Source organism: Nocardia vinacea NBRC 16497 (assembly GCF_000308835.1).
In the GTDB taxonomy this organism is placed as follows: Bacteria; Actinomycetota; Actinomycetes; order Mycobacteriales; family Mycobacteriaceae; genus Nocardia; species Nocardia vinacea.
In genome coordinates this window covers 47,104-69,763 of the sequence record NZ_BAGN01000202.1, presented here as the reverse complement: position 1 = coordinate 69,763, position 22,660 = coordinate 47,104, and the positions used below count along the sequence as shown (strand labels likewise).

The 22,660-nt window shown below is 66.4% G+C and carries 25 protein-coding genes; 14 read left to right on the top strand and 11 right to left on the bottom strand.

Features of this window, described 5'->3' with window-relative positions; genetic code table 11:
• The first annotated feature begins 200 nt into the window (after window positions 1-200).
• Both sucC and sucD read left to right on the top strand, forming a co-directional pair.
• On the top strand, window positions 201-1,367 hold the full coding sequence (gene sucC, locus ON44_RS28375; protein ID WP_040695451.1) for an ADP-forming succinate--CoA ligase subunit beta: 1,167 nt from the start codon (window positions 201-203) through the stop codon (window positions 1,365-1,367).
• A gap of 11 nt (window positions 1,368-1,378) precedes the next feature.
• Window positions 1,379-2,293 (top strand): succinate--CoA ligase subunit alpha, encoded by a 915-nt coding sequence (gene sucD / locus ON44_RS28370; RefSeq protein ID WP_040695450.1) that lies wholly within the window; start codon window positions 1,379-1,381, stop codon window positions 2,291-2,293.
• A 57-nt stretch (window positions 2,294-2,350) separates the two neighbouring features.
• On the opposite strand, the gene ON44_RS28365 is transcribed toward sucD, so the two are convergent.
• A complete protein-coding gene (locus ON44_RS28365; RefSeq protein ID WP_245567365.1) occupies window positions 2,351-3,292 on the bottom strand; it encodes an undecaprenyl-diphosphate phosphatase in 942 nt (313 codons plus the stop codon).
• Window positions 3,293-3,388: 96 nt separating this feature from the next.
• Here ON44_RS28365 and ON44_RS28360 point away from each other — a divergent pair, with 96 nt between their 5' ends.
• The 7 genes from ON44_RS28360 (at window position 3,389) to ON44_RS28330 (ending at window position 13,859) form a co-directional block, all read left to right on the top strand.
• Window positions 3,389-6,595, top strand: coding sequence for an AfsR/SARP family transcriptional regulator (locus ON44_RS28360; protein WP_157187339.1), 3,207 nt, complete (start codon window positions 3,389-3,391; stop codon window positions 6,593-6,595).
• Between the two features lie 82 nt (window positions 6,596-6,677).
• Entirely contained in the window at window positions 6,678-6,935 is a 258-nt protein-coding gene (locus ON44_RS28355) for a hypothetical protein (protein WP_040695446.1), read from the top strand.
• Between the two features lie 248 nt (window positions 6,936-7,183).
• Window positions 7,184-8,245 (top strand): DUF5336 domain-containing protein, encoded by a 1,062-nt coding sequence (locus tag ON44_RS28350; protein WP_040695445.1) that lies wholly within the window; start codon window positions 7,184-7,186, stop codon window positions 8,243-8,245.
• An 82-nt stretch (window positions 8,246-8,327) separates the two neighbouring features.
• Window positions 8,328-9,875: a cell division protein PerM gene (locus ON44_RS50505; RefSeq protein ID WP_040695443.1), complete on the top strand. Its 1,548-nt coding sequence runs from the start codon at window positions 8,328-8,330 to the stop codon at window positions 9,873-9,875.
• 126 nt (window positions 9,876-10,001) lie between these two features.
• On the top strand, window positions 10,002-10,634 hold the full coding sequence (purN, locus tag ON44_RS28340) for a phosphoribosylglycinamide formyltransferase (RefSeq protein WP_051182545.1): 633 nt from the start codon (window positions 10,002-10,004) through the stop codon (window positions 10,632-10,634).
• A complete protein-coding gene (purH, locus tag ON44_RS28335; RefSeq protein ID WP_040695442.1) occupies window positions 10,631-12,205 on the top strand; it encodes a bifunctional phosphoribosylaminoimidazolecarboxamide formyltransferase/IMP cyclohydrolase in 1,575 nt (524 codons plus the stop codon). Before purN ends, purH begins: the two co-directional genes overlap by 4 nt.
• Window positions 12,206-12,305: 100 nt before the next feature.
• Window positions 12,306-13,859, top strand: a complete 1,554-nt coding sequence (locus tag ON44_RS28330; protein ID WP_157187338.1) for a beta-N-acetylhexosaminidase — start codon at window positions 12,306-12,308, stop codon at window positions 13,857-13,859.
• Here the strand turns inward: ON44_RS28330 and ON44_RS28325 are convergent.
• Complete coding sequence (locus ON44_RS28325; protein WP_306306527.1) at window positions 13,856-14,209, bottom strand: hypothetical protein; 354 nt, start codon at window positions 14,207-14,209, stop codon at window positions 13,856-13,858. The genes ON44_RS28330 and ON44_RS28325 overlap by 4 nt on opposite strands.
• A 349-nt stretch (window positions 14,210-14,558) precedes the next feature.
• Between ON44_RS28325 and ON44_RS28320 the strand changes: the two genes are divergently transcribed.
• On the top strand, window positions 14,559-15,131 hold the full coding sequence (locus tag ON44_RS28320; protein ID WP_040695441.1) for a LysM peptidoglycan-binding domain-containing protein: 573 nt from the start codon (window positions 14,559-14,561) through the stop codon (window positions 15,129-15,131).
• 72 nt (window positions 15,132-15,203) lie between these two features.
• On the opposite strand, the gene rpsR is transcribed toward ON44_RS28320, so the two are convergent.
• From rpsR to rpmB, 4 genes are read right to left on the bottom strand one after another with little or no spacing between them, the layout of a single operon-like run.
• Entirely contained in the window at window positions 15,204-15,458 is a 255-nt protein-coding gene (rpsR, locus tag ON44_RS28315; RefSeq protein WP_040695439.1) for a 30S ribosomal protein S18, read from the bottom strand.
• A 32-nt stretch (window positions 15,459-15,490) separates the two neighbouring features.
• Window positions 15,491-15,796 (bottom strand): 30S ribosomal protein S14, encoded by a 306-nt coding sequence (gene rpsN / locus ON44_RS28310; RefSeq protein ID WP_040695438.1) that lies wholly within the window; start codon window positions 15,794-15,796, stop codon window positions 15,491-15,493.
• Window positions 15,796-15,966 carry a 50S ribosomal protein L33 gene (gene rpmG / locus ON44_RS28305; RefSeq protein WP_040695436.1) on the bottom strand — a complete coding sequence of 57 codons (171 nt, stop codon included), beginning with the start codon at window positions 15,964-15,966 and terminating at the stop codon, window positions 15,796-15,798. Before rpmG ends, rpsN begins: the two co-directional genes overlap by 1 nt.
• A 10-nt stretch (window positions 15,967-15,976) precedes the next feature.
• The gene (gene rpmB, locus ON44_RS28300; RefSeq protein WP_051182543.1) at window positions 15,977-16,249 is read right to left on the bottom strand and encodes a 50S ribosomal protein L28; all 273 of its coding nucleotides are present in this window, start codon (window positions 16,247-16,249) and stop codon (window positions 15,977-15,979) included.
• A 102-nt stretch (window positions 16,250-16,351) separates the two neighbouring features.
• Here rpmB and mrf point away from each other — a divergent pair, with 102 nt between their 5' ends.
• The 3 genes from mrf to rpmF are packed head-to-tail and all read left to right on the top strand — an operon-like array spanning window position 16,352 to window position 18,148.
• Window positions 16,352-17,680 (top strand): ribosome hibernation factor-recruiting GTPase MRF, encoded by a 1,329-nt coding sequence (gene mrf / locus ON44_RS28295; RefSeq protein WP_051182542.1) that lies wholly within the window; start codon window positions 16,352-16,354, stop codon window positions 17,678-17,680.
• Window positions 17,677-17,973: a type B 50S ribosomal protein L31 gene (locus ON44_RS28290; RefSeq protein WP_040695433.1), complete on the top strand. Its 297-nt coding sequence runs from the start codon at window positions 17,677-17,679 to the stop codon at window positions 17,971-17,973. Before mrf ends, ON44_RS28290 begins: the two co-directional genes overlap by 4 nt.
• Before the next feature lies 1 nt (window position 17,974).
• Entirely contained in the window at window positions 17,975-18,148 is a 174-nt protein-coding gene (rpmF, locus tag ON44_RS28285) for a 50S ribosomal protein L32 (protein WP_040695431.1), read from the top strand.
• Window positions 18,149-18,217: 69 nt separating this feature from the next.
• On the opposite strand, the gene ON44_RS28280 is transcribed toward rpmF, so the two are convergent.
• A complete protein-coding gene (locus ON44_RS28280) occupies window positions 18,218-18,442 on the bottom strand; it encodes a hypothetical protein (RefSeq protein WP_040695430.1) in 225 nt (74 codons plus the stop codon).
• Between the two features lie 359 nt (window positions 18,443-18,801).
• Entirely contained in the window at window positions 18,802-19,827 is a 1,026-nt protein-coding gene (locus ON44_RS28275; protein ID WP_051182541.1) for a DUF1906 domain-containing protein, read from the bottom strand.
• 125 nt (window positions 19,828-19,952) lie between these two features.
• Between ON44_RS28275 and ON44_RS28270 the strand changes: the two genes are divergently transcribed.
• The gene (locus tag ON44_RS28270; protein WP_040695429.1) at window positions 19,953-20,765 is read left to right on the top strand and encodes a VOC family protein; all 813 of its coding nucleotides are present in this window, start codon (window positions 19,953-19,955) and stop codon (window positions 20,763-20,765) included.
• 38 nt (window positions 20,766-20,803) lie between these two features.
• Here ON44_RS28270 and ON44_RS28265 read toward each other — a convergent pair whose 3' ends face one another.
• The 3 genes from ON44_RS28265 to ON44_RS28255 form a co-directional block, all read right to left on the bottom strand.
• Complete coding sequence (locus ON44_RS28265; RefSeq protein ID WP_063721648.1) at window positions 20,804-21,640, bottom strand: MHYT domain-containing protein; 837 nt, start codon at window positions 21,638-21,640, stop codon at window positions 20,804-20,806.
• The gene (locus ON44_RS28260) at window positions 21,633-22,190 is read right to left on the bottom strand and encodes a GTP-binding protein (RefSeq protein WP_040695543.1); all 558 of its coding nucleotides are present in this window, start codon (window positions 22,188-22,190) and stop codon (window positions 21,633-21,635) included. Before ON44_RS28260 ends, ON44_RS28265 begins: the two co-directional genes overlap by 8 nt.
• An 88-nt stretch (window positions 22,191-22,278) precedes the next feature.
• On the bottom strand, window positions 22,279-22,653 hold the full coding sequence (locus tag ON44_RS28255) for a DUF742 domain-containing protein (RefSeq protein ID WP_040695427.1): 375 nt from the start codon (window positions 22,651-22,653) through the stop codon (window positions 22,279-22,281).
• Between the last annotated feature and the right edge of the window lie 7 nt (window positions 22,654-22,660).

Below are 22,660 nucleotides of genomic sequence, written 5' to 3'. Positions count from 1 at the left end.
GCGCCGTCAGCAACCTACTGGCGAGTAGCCTTGGCCAGGCGTTTTCCCGCCCTGGGCAGCACCCCGTGACCTGCGCCACTTAGGATGAACGTGGCCGTTTGGCCCTCCATGTGACTGGTTAAAGTCCGACCCGACCCGCTTCCGACGTCGGGCCGCCAACAAAGACGTTGTCATCACAACGCAGACGAGACGGTGAGTACATGGATCTCTTCGAATATCAGGCGAAGGAGCTCTTCGTTAAGCACGGAGTGCCTTCGTCCGAGGGCCGCGTCACGGACACGGCCGAGGACGCCCGCGCCATCGCGGCGGAAATCGGCAAGCCGGTGATGATCAAGGCCCAGGTGAAGGCCGGTGGCCGCGGCAAGGCGGGTGGCGTCAAGTTCGCCGCCACCCCGGACGACGCGTTCACGCACGCGCAGAACATCATCGGCCTGGATATCAAGGGCCACATCACCAAGAAGATCCTTGTCGCCGAAGCCAAGGACATCGCGGAGGAGTACTACATCTCCTTCCTCCTGGACCGCTCCAACCGCACCTACCTGGCCATGTGCTCGGTCGAAGGCGGTATGGAGATCGAAGAGGTCGCCGCGACCAAGCCCGAGCGTCTCGCCAAGGTGCCCGTCGACGCAGTCAAGGGTGTCGACCTCGCGTTCGCCCGCTCGATCGCCGAGCAGGGCCACCTGCCCGCCGACGTGCTCGACGCCGCGGCCGTGACCATCCAGAAGCTCTGGGAGGTGTTCATCGGCGAGGATGCCACCCTGGTGGAGGTCAACCCGCTGGTCCGCACCCCCGACAACGAGATCCTCGCGCTCGACGGCAAGGTCACCCTGGACGAGAACGCCGAGTTCCGGCACCCGGAGCACGAGGCGTTCGCGGACAAGGACGCGACCGATCCCCTCGAGCTCAAGGCCAAGGAGAACGACCTCAACTACGTCAAGCTCGACGGCGAGGTCGGCATCATCGGCAACGGTGCGGGTCTGGTCATGTCCACCCTCGACGTGGTCGCCTACGCGGGCGAGAACCACAACGGCGTCAAGCCCGCCAACTTCCTCGACATCGGTGGTGGCGCCTCGGCCGAGGTCATGGCCGCCGGCCTCGATGTCATCCTGGGTGATGCCCAGGTCAAGAGCGTGTTCGTCAACGTTTTCGGTGGCATCACCGCCTGTGACGCGGTCGCCAACGGCATCGTGAAGGCGCTGGAGATCCTTGGCGCCGAGGCGAACAAGCCGCTGGTCGTCCGTCTCGACGGCAACAAGGTGGACGAGGGTCGCAAGATTCTCGTCGATGCCGCGCATCCGCTGATCACACTTGCGCAGACAATGGACGAAGGCGCCGACAAGGCCGCCGAACTGGCAGCGGCCAAGTAAGGAAACCGGAAATGTCTATCTTCCTCAACAAGGATTCCAAGGTCATCGTCCAGGGCATCACCGGCGGTGAGGGCACCAAGCACACCGCGCTGATGCTCAAGGCCGGCACCCAGGTCGTGGGCGGCGTCAACGCGCGCAAGGCGGGCACCACCGTCGCGCACACCGACAAGGACGGCAACGCGGTCGAGCTGCCGGTCTTCGGCACCGTCGAAGAGGCCATCAAGGCGACCGGCGCCGACGTGTCCATCGCGTTCGTGCCGCCGAAGTTCTCGAAGGACGCCATCATCGAGGCCATCGACGCGGAGATCCCGCTGCTCGTGGTCATCACCGAGGGCATTCCGGTGCAGGACACCGCGTACGCGTGGGCCTACAACGTGGAGAAGGGCAACAAGACCCGGATCATCGGTCCGAACTGCCCCGGCATCATCACCCCCGGCGAGGCGCTGGTCGGCATCACCCCGGCCAACATCACCGGCAAGGGCCCGGTCGGCCTGGTGTCGAAGTCCGGCACCCTGACCTATCAGATGATGTACGAGCTGCGTGACTTCGGCTTCTCCACCGCCATCGGCATCGGCGGCGACCCGGTCATCGGCACCACCCACATCGACGCCATCGAGGCGTTCGAGAAGGACCCGGAGACCAAGCTGATCGTGATGATCGGTGAGATCGGCGGCGACGCCGAGGAGCGGGCCGCGGCCTACATCAAGGCCAATGTCACCAAGCCGGTCGTCGGCTACGTCGCGGGCTTCACCGCCCCCGAGGGCAAGACCATGGGCCACGCGGGCGCCATCGTGTCCGGTTCGGCCGGTACCGCCCAGGCGAAGAAGGATGCGCTCGAGGCCGCCGGCGTGAAGGTCGGCAAGACGCCGTCCGAGACCGCCGCGCTGGCGCGGGAGATCCTGGAGAAGGCAAGCGTCACCGCCTGATTCGCTGATCGAATGAAGGCCGCCATCCCGATCGGGGTGGCGGCCTTCGGCGTTCTATCAGAAGAAATGGACTACCGAAGCGATTCCGAAGACGAGGCTGTATATCGCGAACGGCAGCAGTGAATTCGATTTGAAGTAGCGCTCCAGGAAGCGGACCGCCAGATACGCCGCGCCGCCCGCGACAATCGATCCGACCAGCACCTGACCGAGGATGCCGTCGCCCTGTGGACCGGCCAGCGTCGGCAGCTTCAGCACGCCCGCCGCCAGAATGACCGGAGTGGCAAGCAGGAAGGCGAATTTCGCCGCGTCCTCATGGTCCAAACCGCGCAGCAGGCCGCCGACCATCGTCATGCCGGAGCGGCTGATGCCCGCGAACAATGCGCCTGCCTGCGAGGCACCGATGATCAACGCGTCCTTGGCCGACAGATCGCCGAGGCCGGTCGGCTCCTCCGCCGTCGCGACGAAATATCCCTCTTCGATGGCCTTGGCCCGTGCCTCGGACTCGGCGAAGCGGCGGCCGTAGTCGGACAGCGTCGGCTGGCTGCGGCGACGCATCGCCTCACCGGTGACCAGTACAACTCCGTTCAACGTCAGAAACAGGCCCGCCGCAAGAGGTTTCGCGAACAAGGTGCGCAACGGGTGTTCCAGCAGCAACCCGAGAACACCGACCGGTACGGTCGCCAGGACCACCAGCCAGGCCAGGCGCTGTGTCGAGGTCTCGATCCGGCGGGTCCGCAGTGTGGTGAGGAAGCCGACCACGATCTCGACCCAGTCGCGCCGATAGAACACCAGCAGCGCGATCGCCGTCGCCACATGCAGCCCGACGACGAAGGCGAGATACGGTGTGCCGGAATCGGAATCGCCCTGGGTGACCAGATCGCTCCAGGACCCACCCAGCCATGCGGGCACCAAAACGGAATGACCCAGGCTGGAAATCGGGAACAGTTCGGTTATGCCTTGAAGTGCGCCGATAACAACGGCTTGGGTGTACGTGAGCATCGCCTGACAGCTTGGCATGCCCAACCCACCACGACACCGCCCTGAAACAGACCTGTGTCCGTTTTGGAATGCTTGTCGCCGTTAGGGTTTCAGTCGGTGGTCGGGATCGTTGCAGTCGATTTCGGCGAAGACCTCCCGGCCAGGCGGCAACTGGCCATCTGGCTGTGCACAGCGCGGCGCAGTCCTGACGCTGAAGCCGCTACGGGTAGAGAACTTTTGGGGATTCAGTACCCGGTGCAGTGGTTTGCGCAGTTCGGGGCGGCGGCTGGGCGGCGACGCCGCGGCACTGCCATGCTGTGTGTCGTGGATGTGCTGGTGTTGGGCCCAGTGCAGTTTTGGGCAGGCGAAGACGTTGTCGCCATCGATCGGCAACTGGAGCGTGCGGTGCTGGTGCGGTTGGCATTGGCGAACGGTGTGCCGGTTCCGGATGGGCGGCTGGCCGAGGATCTGTGGGGCGCGGATGTCGAGCGACCGGTACAGCGGCTGCGCGTGGTGGTTTCGCGGCTCCGGGCGGCGCTCGGGGCGCATGCGGAGGTCATCGGACGGACGCCTGCCGGATATCACGCGAGCTCGAGGGCAGCGGATCTGGTGACCGCGGAGGCAGCGGCGCAGCGGCTGTATGCCGCGCGTCGGGCTGGTGACCATGCCGGTGTCGCGGCGGCCGCGCGAGAGGCGCTGGGGCGGTGGCGTGGAGCCGCGCTGGCCGATCTGCGCAGCGTTCCGTATGCGGCGGCCGAGGGGGACCGACTCGACGATTGGCGGCTGTCGCTGACCGTGGCAGGGCTGGAGGCCAATCTGGAATTGGGAGCGGCCGGGGAGGTCGTCACCGAACTGACCGGCCTGGTGGCGCGGTATCCGCTGCACGAACCGCTCTCGGGTCTGCTGGCCTTGGCGCTGTATCGCACTGGGCGACAAGCGGACGCACTCGACCGGCTCGCCCGCCTGCGCCGAAATCTCGCCGAGGAACTCGGTGTCGACCCGGCACCGGAGACGGCCGCGCTGGAGCTGCGCATCCTCGACCACGATCCGATTCTGCGTCCCGCGAATGCCGCGCCGATCCCCACAACGCCCGTCACCACCGAACCAGCAACCGCCGCACCACACCCCGACCCGGTCGTCTCGGCCCCGGCGACCAGTTTCATCGGCCGCGGCCGCGAATTCGACACGCTCGGTGCCCGCCTCGCCGAACCCGGCCTGACCACCCTGGTCGGCGTCGCAGGCAGCGGAAAGTCGCGCCTCGCAGCCGAACTCGCCCGTGCCGCCGCCAACTCCGGCCGCCCGGTCGCCTTCGTCGAACTGGCACCCCTGGCCCGAGCCGAGGACGTGCTGCCCGCAGTGCTCGCAGTACTCGAGACGAATGGCCTGACGGAAGACATTCCGATCGACCCCGATGACGTCTTGCCGGGAATTGTTGCGGCGTTGGGTACTTCGGAAATCCCAGCTGGCTCGAGTGCGCAACGTGACCTCGTGGCATCGACGAATTCGGTCCACACCGGCGACAACGCACAGCAAGTCTTGTTGATCCTCGACAATGCCGAGCATCTGATCGAACCCGTTACTGAATTGGCAACTGCAGCAGCCGATTCCAGTATCTTGATCACTTCACAACGAGCACTGGGAGTAACGGGCGAGTCGGTCTATCCGCTGGGTCCGCTGGAACGTGGCAATGGCGTCGCGCTGTTCACCGAACGTGCCGGATTGCACGGATTGGTCACTGTCGATGAGCGAGCGGAACTGGTACGGATCTGCGCGGCGGTGGATTGGCTGCCACTGGGGATCGAGTTGGCCGCAGGTCTCACTCGGACGCTTACGATTTCGCAACTCGCGCAGCGCATCGACGACCGGGTCCGGCTGTTGGTCGGCGGGGCGCGGGATGCCGGGGGAGGACGGCATACGAGTCTGCGGGTGGCCCTGGATTGGAGTTATGAACTGCTGGCCGAACGGGAGCGGACGGTACTGCGCAGGCTCGGGGTATTCGCGGGCGGGTGCACGCTGGAGGCGGCCGAAGCTGTCACGCCCGGCGCGGATCTCGAAGGCGGCGATATCGCGCCCGCACTCGCGGATCTGGTGAATCGAAGCTTGGTGACGGTCCAGAACTACGGTGTGACAAGGCGATTCGTGCTCTTGGAGACGGTCCGCGACTATGCACTCGCACAACTGGCGCAAACCCACGAGACCGACCCCCTACGTGCCCGGCACGTGGACTGGTGTCTCGATCTGGTGCGAAAGATCGGCGAGCCCGACGATTTCGCAACGGCCGAATCCGTGGCGGCGGTCTTCGCCGAATGGCCGAATATCCTCGCCGCTCTCGAAAACGCACCCGGCACACCGAGAGCCGCCGCCGGTTTACGACTCGCCACCGCAATGCATGTCCCCTGGCTGGCCAGGGCCTGGTTCCGCGAGGCGCGACGCCACTACGGCGCACTGATCGACTCGCTGCCCGCCGACACTTCGCCGGCCGAATTGGCGCAGGCGCAGAGTCATTACGGCTTCCACACCCTGATGACCGGCGATTTCGATTCCGCCGCAGCACAATTGGTCAGAGCAAGCGAAGTCGCCGCGCCACTGGACGACATCGAACTCGCCCAGACCGTGCGCTACTACCAGGGCATCGTCGATATCGAGCGGGCCGAACTCCCGGCGGCGGTCGAGCGCCTGCGCGAGGGGGAGCGGCTGGCGGTGCGTGTCACGCAGGCCTCATCCTTCGCCGACGCACTCGGCACCGCGCTGTTGTATTCGGGTGACGCGGCAGGCGCTCTCGCCGCCTACCAGCGCTCCACCGAGGTGGACCGCGCCAATGACGATGAGCACGGCCTCTCCCGCGGCCTGAGCAATCAGGCCAAGGCACTGCTCGATCTGGGCCGCGCCGAGGACGCACTCGCGATGGTCGACGAATCCGACCGCTACGCCCGCCGCCTCGACGATCGACAGATCCTGCCGCTCAACGACCTCACCCGTGCCGCGGTCGCGTTGGCCGCCGGACAACTCGACGCCGCCGAATCCTATTGCCGCGCCGCGCTCGCCCACGAAGAGGAGGCCGGTCTGGCCCGGCTCGAACTCGCCGACGTCCTCATCGCCAAGGGTGAACTCGACGAGGCCGCGGCACTGCTCGCGGAGCACGACGCGGCCGCTCCCGGCGGCGTCCCGGCACTCGCGGCCCGCGCGATCGAAGTCGCGCTGCGGCACGCCCAAGGCGACCCGGACGGCGAGTTGGTCGAGCGCACCCGGTCCGTCTACCGGACCAGTGGTTTCGGCTGGCAGCGCTACCTCAACAGACTCGAAAAACCGGGCACTACCTCGTGAAATGCGGATGAAATCGCGCTGAGACGGCCGCACGGGACTCTGGTCATCGCCAAAGGAACCAACCAGAGAAAAGGCGCAGACAGTGACCATCAATCGCATCCGCCCCGCCCGCATCGCGGCCATCGCCGCCCTCACCGTCGCCGGCTTCGTCGGCGGTATCGCCCCCGCCGTCGCGGGGCCGTTCGGCACCGGATCGGCCCAGGCCCAGCCGGGCAACCTCGGCCCTTTCGAATACGAACATCAGTGCCTCGCCCGCGGCAACGAGGGCATCCGGACCGGCGAATGGCAGGACTTCGACTGCGTCGGCAGCTACGGCGCCTGGTATGTCGTGCCCCGCTAGTTCATTCGGGGCGCACCGGAGGGGATTCGGCCCGGAGCGGTCTGCTCCGGGCCGAAGTGCGTTCCCATCGGAGGTGGTAGCGCCGAATTGTTATCGGTCGGCGCAGATTCACACAGGACCAGCGTAGACGCCGTTTTTCGGTCGCCCGGCCAGTTGGTTAAGGGTGACCTGGGCAAGCGAGTGCAGTAGCGTCAAGTAGAGATCCAGCCGTTCAGACGACGTACGACTCGACCTAGGAGACGACCACCATGTCATACCCGACCGGGGGCTCCGGGTACAACGCACCCGCGACGCCACCCGTACCTTCCAGCTCCGGCCAATCGGCTGGTACCGGCACCGAGGCCACCGCGAAGGGCCTGCCGTACTTCCTGGTGGTCGGCGTCGCCGCGCTCGGTGTGATCAACTTCCTGCTCGGCTTCCTTCCGTTCTTCGGTCAGAAGCCGCGGGAAGTGAGAGGTGTCACGGTCGAAGGGAATGACACGCTCAGCCTCTTCCAGTACTTCGGCGCGGCGGGACTGCTGGCCATCCTGCTGCTCGGCGGCCTGCTCGCCGGACTTTCGTTGCTGCCCAAGCAGAATTGGACCGGCGCCGCGGCCGCGGCATCCGCCGCCGGTTTCCTCGGCACGCTGTTCCTGTCCTTCACCACGCCCGACAATCTGAACGTCGAGCTGAAGTGGGGCGCCTACGTGCTGCTATTCCTCGCGCTCGTGCAGACGGCCGTCGCTATCGTCGCTGTGCTCTTCGAATCCGGCATCCTGACCCCGCCCGCACCCAAGCCCGCGACCCCGCAGGCCCCGCCGAGCGGTTTCGGCTCCGGCGGTTACGGCCAGCAGGGTGCGTTCGGACAGGGGCAGCCCTCGGCCTTCGGTCAGGGTCAGCCGAGCCAGTACGGTCAGGGTCAGCCGGGTCAGTTCGGCCAGAGCCAGCCGGGGCAGTACGGCCAGGGCGCACCGCAGTACCAGTCGCAGCAGCCCTACGGTCAGAGTCAGCCGAGCCAGCCGACCTACGGTCAGCAACCGTCCTACGGCCAGCAGCCGCCCTCCTACGGTCAGCAGCCCGGATACGGTGCGGCGCAGCAGGGTTCGCCCTACGGCTCCTCGCCTGCCGCGCAGCCCCGCCCGGATGAGAGTGCTACCCAGCACTTCGGGACCCCGCAGTCCGGACAGCAGTACGGCACACCGGGTTTCGGCCAGGGCCAACAGGGCCAACCGGGGCAGCAGGGCCAGCAGAACCAACCGTTCGGCGGTGAATCCGGTTCGGACCCGTCCTCGGACGCCACCCACGCATTCCGTCCGGACGAGAACAAGTAGTTCGTCGGCTCTCCCGGCGCGCCCAGAACGGGTCGGCGCGCCTGACTCGCTCGCGCCGGGGGAGCTGCCACGCTGAATTTCCATGAGCTCCTCGAGATCTCCTCTTGTTCGCCGGACCGCCGAGTCCCGCGGCGCGCCGGGACGTTCGGCGCGGAGCGACCGATCGACGCCGCGCACATCCGCGGACATTTTCGACGAGGCCGGATTTCTATCGCTGACCCCCGAGCGCGCCCGCGTGCTGCTCCTGGTCGCGGCCAGGCCGACGACCTACGCGCTCGTCGCCGTCGTCGTCCTCATACTGGCCGCCCTACTGTCCTCGGGCAGTAACCTGGCCGGCACCTCGGGTGCAATCGCCGCGGGTTGGCTTGCGGCACACCAGGTTCCGCTGGTGATCGGCAAAACCTCACTCGAACTCCTACCGCTGCTGCCGACCGGACTGTTCGCCTGGGCGACCGGTCGCGATTGCGCCCGCGCGGTCGAGCCGGACAGTTCGCGCGCGGATCTCGGCTGGATCGTCGGTGCGGCGCTGGCCGGACCGCTGCTGGTCACGGCCGTCTGTCTGGCGGTCGCCGAGGACGCCTCCGGTGTGGTCGCATTGCATCCGCCGAATACGCTGGCCGCCTTCGGCTGGGTCGGCGGCGTACATCTGGTCGGCGCGGCCGGTGGCATCGCGAGCCGGAGTCGGCGTCGGTTGTTCACGCTCCTGCGGTTGCCGGACTGGGCGATCGCGGGCACATTCGGCGCAGGCCGAACGGTGGTACGCCTGCTGACCTGTGCCACCGCGGTCGTCGTCGTGTCCTTCCTCGCGCACTGGTCGCGCATCGGTGACACCTTTCACACCGCGGGCAATGCGGCGGGTGTGCTCGGGCTGATCCTGCTCTCGCTGGCGTATCTGCCGAATGTGGTGATCGCGACGGTCGGCGTGCTCGTCGGCTCAGGCGCGCAATTCGGGGATGCGTCGATCGGCGTATTTTCCGTTGTCGGCGGCCCGATTCCGGCCGTTCCGCTCATGGCGGCGGTGCCGACCGGGCCCGCCGAAGGCTGGTGGCCGGTGCTGCTGTTGATTCCGGCCGCGGTGGGTGTGCTCGGCGGGATCGATATCGGACGGACCTCCCACGACCGCGCGGCCGCGCCGTGGGCGACGCTGACCTCAGCCGGGGTGGCGACCGTGACGTTGGTGCTGCTCGGCGCGGTGGCGGGCGGTGTCCTCGGAACGTTCGGACAGTTCGGGCTCGACTTGCCGATCTTCGCGGTGGTGGCCTTCGGCTGGTTGGCCCTAACCGGATATGTGGGTCTGGTGTTCGCGCGCTGGATCGTCGTTCCCATCGGCGCGCCGGTGACCGGGTACGACGACGAGTACGCCGATTACGACGACGACGACTACTACGAAGACGACTACTACGACGACGACAGCGATCAGTATGACGATCATTACGAGGACGATCACTACGACGACTACGACGACTACGCCGGTCCCGACTTCGAGGTGGAACTCGACGGCGAACTGGTCGACGAGCAGCCCGCCATCGTCACCTCGGGCGCCGCGGGCAGCTATAGCTTCCCCGACATTGTCGATGCCGAAGTGGTGGAGGCGGACCTGCCGGAAAGTGACCGGGTGGACGGTCGTTAGGCTCTACCCGGTGGTGTAACACCGCCTCCGCCCTTTCGACCGACATGCAGGAGTGGACCGCTGAGCTTGCCCACCCCGCCGGTTCCGCCGGCTGCCGACCCCCAGTCGTCTTCGAATGCCCCGTGGGTGCCATCCGCGACCCCGGCGACCGTCGTCGTGCTGGCCTCCGGCACCGGTTCCCTGCTGCGTGCCCTTATCGAGGCCGCCGCCGCTCCGGAGTATCCGGCGACCGTCGTCGCAGTCGGCGTCGACCGCGTCTGCCAGGCCACCGAACACGCGGCCGCCGCGGGGATTCCGGCCTTCCGGATGGCAGTGCAGGACTTCCCCGATCGGGCCGCCTGGGATGTCGCGCTGACCGATGCGGTCGCCGCCTACGAACCCGATCTGGTGGTCTCGGCCGGATTCATGAAGATCCTCGGCCCGGTCTTCCTGGCCCGCTACGGCGGCCGGATCATCAATACCCACCCCGCGCTGCTGCCCGCATTCCCGGGCGCGCACGGGGTCCGCGACGCACTCGCCTACGGGGTGAAGGTCACCGGTTCGACCGTGCACCTGGTCGATTCCGGCATCGACACCGGACCGATCCTGGCCCAGGAGGCGGTGCCGGTGCTCGGCGATGACGACGAGGCCACGCTGCACGAGCGCATCAAGGTTGTCGAGCGACGGTTGCTGGCGGAGGTTGTCGCCGCCGTCGCCACCAGAGGCATTGTCTCCGACGGACGAAAGGCAGTAATTCCAGATGAGCGGGTACTTCGGTGAGTGAGCGTAAGGGGATTCACAGGGCGCTGATCAGCGTCTACGACAAGACGGGGCTCATCGAGCTCGCGACCGGGCTGAACGCCGCCGGTATCGAACTGGTTTCGACCGGTTCGACGGCGGGCAAGATCGCCGACGCGGGCATCCCGGTGACCAAGGTCGAGGATCTGACCGGATTCCCGGAGACCCTGGACGGCCGGGTCAAGACCCTGCACCCGAGGGTGCACGCGGGCATCCTCGCCGATACCCGCAAGGCCGAACACGTCGACCAGTTGGTCGAACTCGGCGTCGAGGCCTTCCAGCTCGTGGTGGTGAACCTGTACCCGTTCACTCAGACCGTGGCCAGCGGCGCGAGCAATGACGAATGCGTCGAGCAGATCGATATCGGCGGTCCGTCCATGGTGCGCGCGGCGGCCAAGAACCATCCGTCGGTCGCGGTGGTCGTCGACAGCGGCGACTACGACGAAGTGCTCGCCGCGGTGCAAGCGGGCGGCTTCACTCTGCCCGAGCGGACCGCGTTGGCGGCCAAGGCATTCCAACACACCGCAAGCTATGACGTCGCGGTCGCCAGTTGGATGACCAGCGTGCTCGCCCCCGCCACTGCGCCGAATGAGGCTGCCGCGCAGCGGTTCCCGAGCTGGATCGGCGGCTCCTGGGAACGTGCCTCGGTGCTGCGCTACGGCGAGAACCCGCATCAGGCCGCCGCGCTGTACACCCAGAACGATGGCAGCCGGGGCCTGGCGCAGGCAAAGCAATTGCACGGCAAGGAAATGTCGTACAACAACTACACCGACGCCGATGCCGCCTGGCGCGCCGCCTACGACCATTCGGCACCGGCGGTCGCGATCATCAAGCACGCCAACCCCTGTGGCATCGCGATCGGCGCGGATCTCGCCGAGGCGCACCGCAAGGCGCACGCATGCGATCCGGTGAGCGCCTACGGCGGTGTGATCGCGGCCAACGGTGAGATCACCGTGGAGATGGCCGAACAGGTCGCCGACATCTTCACCGAGGTGATCGTCGCGCCGTCGTATGCCGACGGCGCCGTCGAGGTGTTGCAGCGCAAGAAGAATGTGCGCATCCTGGTCGCCGAGCCGCCGCGCCGCGCCGGTGCGGAGCTGCGCCCGATCAGCGGCGGCGCACTGCTGCAGAGCCGCGATATCCTCGACGCCCCCGGAGACAACCCCGAGAACTGGACCCTGGTGGCGGGTGAGGCGGCCGATGCGGAAACCCTTGCCGATCTCGAGTTCGCTTGGCGCGCCTGCCGTGCTGTGAAGTCCAATGCGATCCTGCTCGCCCACGACGGCGCCTCGGTCGGCGTCGGCATGGGCCAGGTCAACCGGGTCGATGCGGTGGGTCTCGCGGTGCAGCGTGCCGGTGACCGCGCCAAGGGTTCGGTCGCCGCATCGGATGCGTTCTTCCCGTTCTCCGATGGTCCGCAGCAGCTCATCCAGGCCGGTATCCGGGCCATCGTGCAGCCCGGCGGCTCGGTCCGCGACCAGGACACCATCGACCTGGCCCGCGAAGCGGGAGTCACCCTCTATCTGACGGGATCTCGCCACTTCGCTCACTGAGTTATCCCTGAAGAGGGCGGGAGCCACGGGCTCCCGCCCTCTTTGCGTGTCATACGTCAACTGCCGGGCAGAGCGGGACGGTTTTCGTAGAGTGACCGGTGTGGTGACTCGTGCGGTGGTATCCGGTGTGGTGGCTATGGCGGCCGTGGTGCTCGTCGCGCAGCCCCAGGCGCGTGCCGAACAGGCAGCACCGCTGACGGTTCCGTCGGTGCAGAGCTGGACTCCCGGCGGCACCGGGTTCACACTCGGCGCACATGCGCGAGTGGTGTATGCCGGAGACGGGCTGCGCGCCGCCGCAGTAGATCTTGCGGACGGACTGAGTACTGTTACCGGCAATGGTGTTGTGGCACAGTCGGGTTCGTCCGGTGATCCCGGTGACATCGTGCTGCGGAACGGTCCGGTCGACGGTGCGCCGAACACTCCCGAGTCGTACCGGATAGCGGTCGGCGACACCCTCGATCTCCAGGGCTCGGACACGGCCGGAACCTTCTACGCCACCAGGTCCGCACTGCAGATGCTGCGCAGGAACACCGCGATTCCCGGCGGCACCGTGACGGATTGGCCCGACTACCGCGAACGCTCACTCATGCTCGACGTCGGCCGCGAATTCATGCCGGTCGATATGCTGCGCGATCAGATCCGGCGCATGGCCCAGCTCAAACTCAACCTGCTGCACCTGCACTTCTCGGACACCTTCGGATTTCGACTCGAGAGCATGCGTCATCCGGAAATCACTGCGCCGGAACACTATTCGAAGCAAGATATACGCGATCTGATCGAGTACGCGGCGCGCTATCAGGTCGAGATCGTGCCGGAGGTGGATTTCCCGGGCCATATGAACGGAATCCTCGCGCCGCATCCTGAGCTGAAGCTGCGCAGTTCGGCCGGAGTCGTCTCGGACTCCGCCATCGATATCTCGAACCCACGAAGCTACGACTTGATGCGCGACATCCTGGAGGAATTCCTGCCCCAATTCCCCGGCCGCTATTGGCATCTCGGCGCCGACGAGTTCCTCCTTCAGGGGACCCGCAGCGTATCCATGGACGAGTACCCGCAACTGGGCGAATACGCCCGCGCCACCTACGGCCCGCAGGCCCAGCCGGTCGACGCCTACTTCGGACTTATCAACTGGGGTGCCGAAATCGTGCGCGCCCACGGCAAACGTCCACGCATCTGGAACGACGGACTGCACACCGGCGAAGGAACCATCACGCCCGATCGCGATATCGTCATCGACTTCTGGAGCCGCGCGGGCATCCCGCAATTGCCCCTGCCGTTCTTCGGAATCGCGCGCACCGCACCGGATCTCATTGCCGCCGGACATCAGGTGAAGAACGCCGCCTTCACGCCCACCTATTACGTGACCGGCGGACCGGGCGCCATCGGCAATATTCCGGCCCCACTGGCCTACGAGCTCTGGGACCCAACGCTTTTCGTGGACGGCACCCGACTGACTCCGGAGCAGAATGCGAGCAGTCTCGGCTCCGGTCTATACGTATGGTGCGACGATCCGACCGCACAGACTCCGGGCCGGCTAGCCACATCGATCACGATGCCGTTGCGCGTCATGGCGCAAAAGACCTGGGGCCCAGCCAAACCCGCAACCTACCTCGAATTCGCCGCCCTCTCGGACGCGGTCGCCGAACCCGTCTAGACCGCGCTGAGGACCTGTCGGCTGCCGAGGGGAGCCTTCAGTGGCACTTCGAGGGTGCCGAAAACCGCGATCATGGTGCACATTCGGCCGACGGCATCGGCGCGCGTACCCGATCGAAGTTCCACGGTGACCGTCGAATCGGTCTCGGTCACGCCGGCATCCACGCCGTAGCACTCCGGCGATCCGGTCTCGAAGTTGACCGCGATCCGATCATCGGCCACCCGTGACCAGGACGTGAACGGAATCGGATGCGCGCCAACGATCGTCGGATCGGCGACGAACATCCGGCCCGCGTCGGCGGGTGTACCCTCGGTCGGCGTACTCTTCGCCGCACTCGTGGTCGTTTTCACTTGTGTCCCACCGTTATCGGAGCCACCGCATGCGGTGACGGCGAGGCCGACGAACAATGCGACGGCGACTGCGGCTGGCCGAACTCGCGACATCCGATACATACCGACCACCCTAATCCACGAGCCGATGCGTCGAGGCAAACCGTGTCAGCAAACCAGGAGAACAGTCGCGTCCGATTGTGCGACAAGATGATAGAGCTATGAAGCCAACACAGTGAACATTCGGCTAAGCCTGCGCGTAATACCTCCGCGCCGCTCGCCCGCACAGTACATTCGGGGGCCGATGCGTGCCAAGCGGCACGCATCGAGTCGGAATGGTTGGCACAGTAAAATCTTCGAAAGGAAGAACGTGGGCGACACGCTGCGCGTAGGTGAAGAACTCGGGCTCGGCCAGTCTCTGGTCGGCGGTGCGTACACCCTGACCCTGCAGCCCGATGGCAATCTGGTGCTGTCGGAACCGGATGGAAATGTCGTGTGGTCCACTCTGACTCACGATCAAGGTGTCGAGCGGGCCGTCCTGCAGGAGGACGGCAACTTCGTGCTCTACAAGGGTGAGGGCGCCGCCTGGGCGACCGAAACCAATGGCCGGGAAGCGGACCGGCTGACCGTGCAGGCCGACCGCAATGTGGTGCTGTACGGCACGGACGGCAGCGCGCTGTGGGCGTCGGACACCCAGACCGACAACCCGCTGCCCGCCCCGGAGCCGGAGCCGGTTGCCGAGCAGGCCGCCGCGCCCGCCGCCGAAGAGGTTCCGCCCCCGCCGCCGGCCGCGCAAACCTACACGGTCGAGCCGGGTGACACCCTGTGGGCGATCGCCGAGCGCTTCTACGGCGACGGCAACCGCTACCAGGAGATCGCCGACGCCAGCGGCATCGACAACCCGGATGCCATCAACCCCGGCCAGGTGCTCACCATCCCGTGACAATCCCCGTGACGTGCTGACGACGAAGGGCCCCGAGGCTGTTTCAGCTTCGGGGCCCTTCCACGTCGGGGTCTACCGGCTGGTGAACGGCAGAAGTGCCATCTCGCGGGCGTTCTTCACCGCGACGGCGACCTGGCGCTGCTGCTGCGGGGTGAGCCCGGTGACCCGGCGGCTGCGGATCTTGCCGCGGTCGGAGATGAAGGTGCGCAGCAGGTTGACGTCCTTGTAATCGACCGTCTCGACGCCCGCCGCGATCAGCGGGTTCTTCTTCGGGCGACGGGCCTGCTCGGCGCGAACCTTCTTCGAGGGTGCTCGCTTGACTGCCATGTGACGGGTTCCTTCTCGAGATCAGTGGTTGTCTACCAGCTCGATTTGTGCACACCGGGGAGCTCACCCCGATGGGCCATCTCGCGTACGCGTACGCGGGAGAGTCCGAACTTCCGGAGATGACCGCGCGGTCGTCCGTCCGCGGCGTCCCGATTGCGCAATCGTACCGGACTGGCATCGCGGGGCAGCCGCTGTAGCGCCGACTGTGCCGCCGCGCGGTCTTCCTCGGAGGTGGTCGGCTTACGGATCAGTTCCTTGAGCTCAGCGCGCCGCACCGCATGGCGGGCGACGATCTCCTTGCGCTGCTCATTGCGGGCGATCTTCGACTTCTTGGCCATCAGCGCTCCTCGCGGAAGTCGACGTGCCTGCGCACCACCGGATCGTATTTGCGCAACACCATGCGGTCCGGATCGTTGCGCCTGTTCTTCCGCGTGACGTACGTATATCCCGTTCCCGCAGTGGATTTCAGCTTGATGATCGGCCGGATCTCGGTCGATTTCGAGGCCATGATGCTCCTGTCAGATCTTGTCGCCGCGGGCTCGGCTGTGTCCTTTTGACCGCTTCGCTTCGCTCCCGCGGATCCGGGCGACGACCGCCTCGATCCCGTCCCGGTCGATGGTCTTGATGCCCTTGGCGGAGACGTTCAGCGTGATGCGCCGGTCCTCGCTGGGCAGGTAGTAGGTCTTGCGCTGGATATTGGGATTCCAGCGCCGGCTCGTCCGTTTGTGCGAGTGCGATACGGACTTGCCGAATCCCGGCTTGCGCCCGGTGACCTGGCAGTGGGCCGACATGCGGACTCCTTCCAGTATTTGACAATCATTTTCGACAACGGCTGTTCGACAATGTACCGTTGCCTGACAGCAAATGAAAATCGTTATCGAAAGGGGTGCTGCGTGGAACCCGCCCTACTCCCACCCGGGAGGCAGTCCGACCGGAGAACGCCCGTCGTGGTGCTCGCCGGATGCGCCGGAGCGGCCGCGGCGGGTGTGGCACGACTGGCCGCCGCGCTGCGCGAGACACCGGGCACCGTCACCATCCGCCACGACCTGAGCGGACTCGGCGAGGGCATCGTGCATCGCACGGTGCGCATCGGCGAGCAGGAGACCTCGACCGTGCTGGAGTTGGCGCACGGCTGCGTGTCCTGCACCCTGCGCATCGATCTGCTGCCGCTGCTGTGCGCGCTCGCCGCCCGTGAATCGGTGGATCGCATTGTGCTGGAACTGGATCCGGCCTTCGAGGCGGAAGCGGTATGCCAGGCGATCGAGAATATCGCCGTCACCGGAGTGGTGGGCCGGGTCGACGGCCCGGCCGGCCGTGACGTGCGGGTCGAGGCCGTACTCACCTGTGTGGACGCGCGGACCTGGATGGCCGATGCCACCGGCGAGGACACCCTCGCCGAGCGCGGACTGGCGACCGCCGACGACGACCGGACCGTGGCCCAGGTGGCGGTCGGCCAGGTCGACTTCGCGGATGCCGTTGTGGCACACGGCAGTACCGGCGATCCCATCGATCGGGTGCGACTCGCCGCGGTGCTGTCCCGGCTCGTGCCCGAAGCGCCGGTGGCCTGGATCGACGATATCGATCTGCTCGACTCGGCCGATATCGAGGGATTGCTCGCGCGCATCCCGGCCCATTCGCGACGCGGCCGCGTCTTCGATGCCCATGCGCCGCTATTGCGCGGCCAGCCGCCGCTCGGCGCCGAATACGGTGTCGCCCTGGTCGAATTCGCCGCGAGCCGCCCGTTCCATCCGGCCCGCCTGCACGAAGCCCTCGATGTGCTGTTCGACGGCGTCGTGACCGCACGCGGACGGATGTGGCTGGCCACCCAACCGAACGAGGTGGTGTGGCTGGAATCGGCGGGCGGCGGATTGCGCGTCGGCGGCGCGGGACCGTGGCTGGCCGCGATGAGTCCGAGCGAGCTGGAACAGGCCGACCCCATGCGCCGGGCCATGGCCGCGCTGCGCTGGGACGAGCAGTTCGGTGACCGCGATATTTCGCTGGTCATCCTGGCCCATGACGCGGACCCGGCCGAGATCCGGCAGGCCCTGCACTGGGCGCTGGTCGAGGACGACGAACTGCGACTGGTGGAACGCGCACCCGAGCGGGTCGCGCAGTGGGAGGACCCCTTCGGCGAATGGCATGCCGACCCCTGCGAGTCGGGCGAACCGACCGGCCTGCCGATCGACGGTCAGGCGAAAAGCCCTGGAGGAGAAGCGAAATGAAGACTTGCCGAAAAAGAGTCACAAGCCATCCGGATTACCACCCCGTGGTGTTCGAGGATTCGAGTACCGGAAAGCGGTTCCTGACCCGGTCCACTGCCGCCAGCGCACGCACTGTCGAGTGGGAAGACGGCAATACCTACCCGCTGCTGGTCGTGGACGTCACCTCCGATTCGCACCCGTTCTGGACCGGCGCGCACCGCGTGCTGGATACCCAGGGCCGGGTGGAGAAGTTCGAGCGCAAATACGGCAAGCGACCGCGGGCCGCGTCCCAGCCTTCACGAGGGGAGGGCTGATATGGCGGTGCCCAAGCGCAGGATGTCGCGGTCTAATACGCGCAGCCGCCGCTCGCAGTGGAAGGCGACCCCACCGGACCTGGTGCCGGTCAGTGTCGGTGGGGTCGTGCACAAGGTGCCGCGTCGGTTGGTGCGGGCGGTGCGGCGCGGGCTCATCGATCCGGAACGGATCTGATCCGCGCTCGAACGAACGGCGGCCCGGCAGATGGTTCTGCCGGGCCGCCGTGTACTGCCGAGGGGGCGCTCAGCCCTCCTTTTCGGCGAGTTGCACCAAGGTGGCGGCGAGCTGGAAGAACTTGTTGTTGCCGAGGTCGGCGATGGTCTTGATTTTCAGAGCCTCCAGCAGCTGCTTGTCGTGCGCCGGGGTGAGGCCCGCCAGCGCCGACGGCGGGGCGGAGAGGATGTCCTTCAGCGACTTGTTCTCGAATTCCTTGTCGAGAGCCTTGTCGAGCACCACGTTTACGGTCATGCGAACTCCTTCGTACGAACCGGTATGTGCAAGCTGACGATAACTCGTGCGCTGCTGGCGTGGGATGGAACGCGCAGGGTCGATGGTCGGTCGACCGGAATGACTCGATGTCGGTCTCGGATCGGAACCATTCGAGAATGTGGCAATCGGATAGCTATCCAAGTGGATCGTGTTACGTGGCAATTTTTCAGTTCCGCGATTGCGATGTGGTAGCTCATCGGTCAATTACGTACTGTGAGTTGGTTTTTCGTATCCGTAAAAGTCCTGGTGCAGTGATGATTTCGTGCTCTCGCGCCGGTACCCTCATCCGGGAGGGCGGGTTCTCGGAACCCCGGTTCACCGGATCTCCGGGAACCCGCTCATCGCCAAACTTCCGGCCTCTCTGCCGATTTCCCCACTTCCCGGCCACCGGCCAGACCTGGCAAGTCCGGCAACAGGGACTCCAGTCGAGCCAATTGTTCGCCCAGGAAGTCGGCCGGACCCTCGATCAATGAGAGCGGCCACGGCCAATGCGGCCCGTCCAACCGCTTCACCTCTTCCACCAGATCCGCGGTGGTGGCTTCGAGTTCGCTGATCTCCGTACGCAATTCGCCGACTTGCGTACGCAAATCGGCAGATTCGTCCTCCAGCTCCTTGATCCGCTGCAGCGCCGCCGCCACACCGTCCACCAGCGTGCGATAGCGGCCCTCCGCATCGGTGCCGAGTTGCGGCCAACCGGACAGCTCCGGACCACGCAGCTGGATCTGGATATCGCGCAGCACTGCCTCTTGTTCCGGCGTCACGTCCGGTTCCTCCTGTACGAAGTCCCACTGACCGAAATCGATTGTCTCGGCTTCGTTTACATCGCAGAGCACGCCCCCGACGACCACCTGCCGCAATGTCTGATGGATATTGCGCCTGGTCTCCACATTGGCACCCGACCAGGCGTCGGTCTGCCACGACCAGGCCGCGGCGTCCGCGTCCAACGCCCGGCTGATCGACCAGAACCCGCCGTAGATACCAACATTCGCGGCCCCGAGCACGGTGGCCGCACCTTCGAGATAGGCGTTGATCGCCACCTGATCCTGCGGTGTCGAGTCGAAATCCCCGGAGAAGTAGATCGGCCGATCCGACCGACCGCCACAGCGCAGAACCTGCGCCAAACCCGCACGGGCATCGACGATTCCGGCGTTGTAGCCGTCCAGCATCCTGGCCGCGGTGGTCTCCCAGTTCGACACGATGGAGATGCCATTCGCCCGCAGATCGTCGGCCTCGGCCGGGGTCAACTGTTTGCCGGGCAGGGTCGGACCACCCTCGGAGAGGTAGCGCACGACGAAATCGAAACCGGCCGCTCGAATTGCCGCGCCGCCGGGACGGCCCGCTGCGTAGTCCAGCCCCAAACGCATATCTCTCACTGTAGGGGGTGTCGTGGGCCGAAATCGGCGGCATTGCCGAACCCACCGAAACTGTCGGCGCCCGGTGGTTGACCAGGTCCGTGGAGGTGCCTATTCACTGGAAACGGAGATGACCGATGCCCATACGCAACGAGGCATGGCCGGAGGGAACACCGGCCTGGATCGACTGTCAGGTCGAGGATCCGGGTAAGGCCGCGCAGTTCTACGAGGGTTTGTTCGGCTGGGAGATCCAGGACGGCGGCCCGGATTCGGGCGGCTATCCGATGGCATTGAAAGCCGGCGCGCCGGTGGCTGGAATCGGTCCGAAACCGCCGTCGATGCCGGGCACGCCATCGGTCTGGACCACCTACTTCGCGGTCACCGATGCCGACGCCACCGCGGCGAAGGTGCAGCAGGCGGGCGGTGAGCTGATCGTGCCGACCTTCGATGTCATGGAGTTCGGCCGGATGTTCGTCGCGACCGATCCGGTCGGCGCGGTCTTCGCGGTATGGCAGGCGACGGGACACAACGGCGCGGCCGTCTACAACGAGCACGGCGCCTACGGCTGGAACGAACTGCACACCCGCGATATCGAGGCGGCCAAGAAGTTCTATGGCGACGTATTCGGCTTCAGCTACACCGAATTCGACTTCGGCGACGCCGAGTACGTGGTGTTCACCCCGCCGTCCAGAACCGAGGGCGTCGGTGGCATAGCCGACGAGTCCAATAAGCCCGCCGACGGTATGCCGTCGTATTGGCTGGTGTGGTTCCAGCACGACGATGTGGACGCCGGTGTCGCCAAGACAACGGAATTGGGCGGCCGGGTGCTGCAGGCGATCGCGGATTCACCCGCTGGACGCTCGGCTGTCATCGCCGGTCCGCAGGGCGAGGCGATCGGCATCATCGATCCGAGCAAGACCGTCGGGGCGATGCCGGCACCCAAGGCCTGACCCTCCTCGGATCCGATCGGCAGCGAGCTCCAGTCGGCTCAGCGCACCGACTGGAGCTCGGACCGGAGCCGGTCCGGCCGCAGCTCGGACCGGCGCTTGGCCTCGAGCGCCGCCGCCGTCTCGCGTCGGTCCGGTGCGATGAGCACCGCGCTGATCGGGACCGTCAGCGCGAGCGATCCGATGACGAACATCGGGAAGACGAATTCGAACAGCGTGAGTCCGTCCGGTGCCTTCGCGGTGGTATCGATGTTCGGGTCGACGGCCGCGACCCCGGCGTAATACATGCCCGCCACACCGACGGCGAATAGCAGCACCGTGGCCGCTCGCGCGAGCAGACCGTGCAGCGCCTGGAACGACCACAGCGTGCCAACACCGGTGAGCACCGCGACCGCCATCGCCACCGCCGCGAGCCACGGGGAGATATCGATCGAACCCTGGATGCGGATGGATCCGAGCCCCAGATACAGGGTGAGGCCGATGCCGAATCCCATGACCAGTCCGCCCGGGATGAGCCGGGCCAGTTGCAGCCGACGGCCGATGATGATCAGCGCGACGAATACCGCGACGAACGAGGTCACCATGGCCGTGATCATCTTGCCGCCGTCGAAGCGCGCGGCGGTACCCGAAATATCGAGGCCGAGCAGCGCGACCGAGGTCGACAGCCAGGCCCCGACGCCGCCGAGCGCCACCGCGGCCGAGGTCACCCACACCAACCGGAACCGCGACGATCGCGCCGCGTGTAGTACGCAGGCCAGCCCGACCACGGCGCCGAGCACCGAAACACCGAAGGAGAGTGCGGCGACCCAGTACCCCATCGAGAACTGGTCCACCACTGCGCCGTTGTCCGCCGCAGCGAACAACCGGACGTCATGCATGTCGAGCGGTTCCTTCCAATTCGAGCGCCTTCAGTTGGGCGATCGCGTATTCGGTGACGGCCGCCAGCGCCTGGCGGACCTCCATGGCATTGCGCGCGTCGATATCCACGATGGGCACCCCTTCACGCACCGAAAGCGCCTCGCGCAGTTCGGCGATCGGGAAGCGGGGCGCGTCCGGGAAGCGGTTGACCGCGATCAGGAACGGCAGCTTGCGCGCCTCGAAGAAGTCGACGGCGGCGAAACTGTCTTCGAGCCGTCGGGTGTCGATGAGCACCACCGCGCCGATGGCGCCGCGGATCAGGTCGTCCCACATGAACCAGAAGCGGCGCTGGCCGGGCGTGCCGAACAGGTACAGCACCAGGTTGCCCGGCAGGATGATGCGGCCGAAATCCATGGCGACCGTGGTGGTTTCCTTATCCGGGGTATCGGCGAGATCGTCGATACCGTCGGAAAAGCGGGTCACCATGGCCTCGGTGCGTAGGGGAACGATCTCCGATACCGCGCCGACGAAGGTCGTCTTGCCCGCGCCGAAGCCGCCCGCGACCACGATCTTGGTCGAGGCGACGCGAGTGTCGGCCTCGGCGGATCCGGCGTTGCCGGATCCGGAGTTGCCGGGCTGCCCGTAATTTCCGCCTTGCCTATAGGGCACGGAGTCCACGCAAAGTCCTCTCCATAAGGGAACGGCGCTCGTCGAAGCTCGCCTCGTCGGTCAGTGTCGAATGCACGCGCAGCGCGCCGTCGACGACGAGGTCACCGACCATGACCCGGACCATGCCGAGCGGTCGATCCAGGTGGGCGGCGATCTCGGCGACCGACAGCCGGTGCGTGCCCAGCCGCAGGATCTCGGTGCGCAGATCGCCCGCCGGCCAGTCGAGATGCGCAGTGTACGACAGGGTTTCGATAACCGCTTCGAGCGGTAGGTCGACCGCGGGTTCGGTACGCCCGGAGGTCAGGGCATACGGTCTGACGCGGGTGGTCGGCCGGTTCGGTCCGTGGCCGAATGGACTCGACATCGTTGGA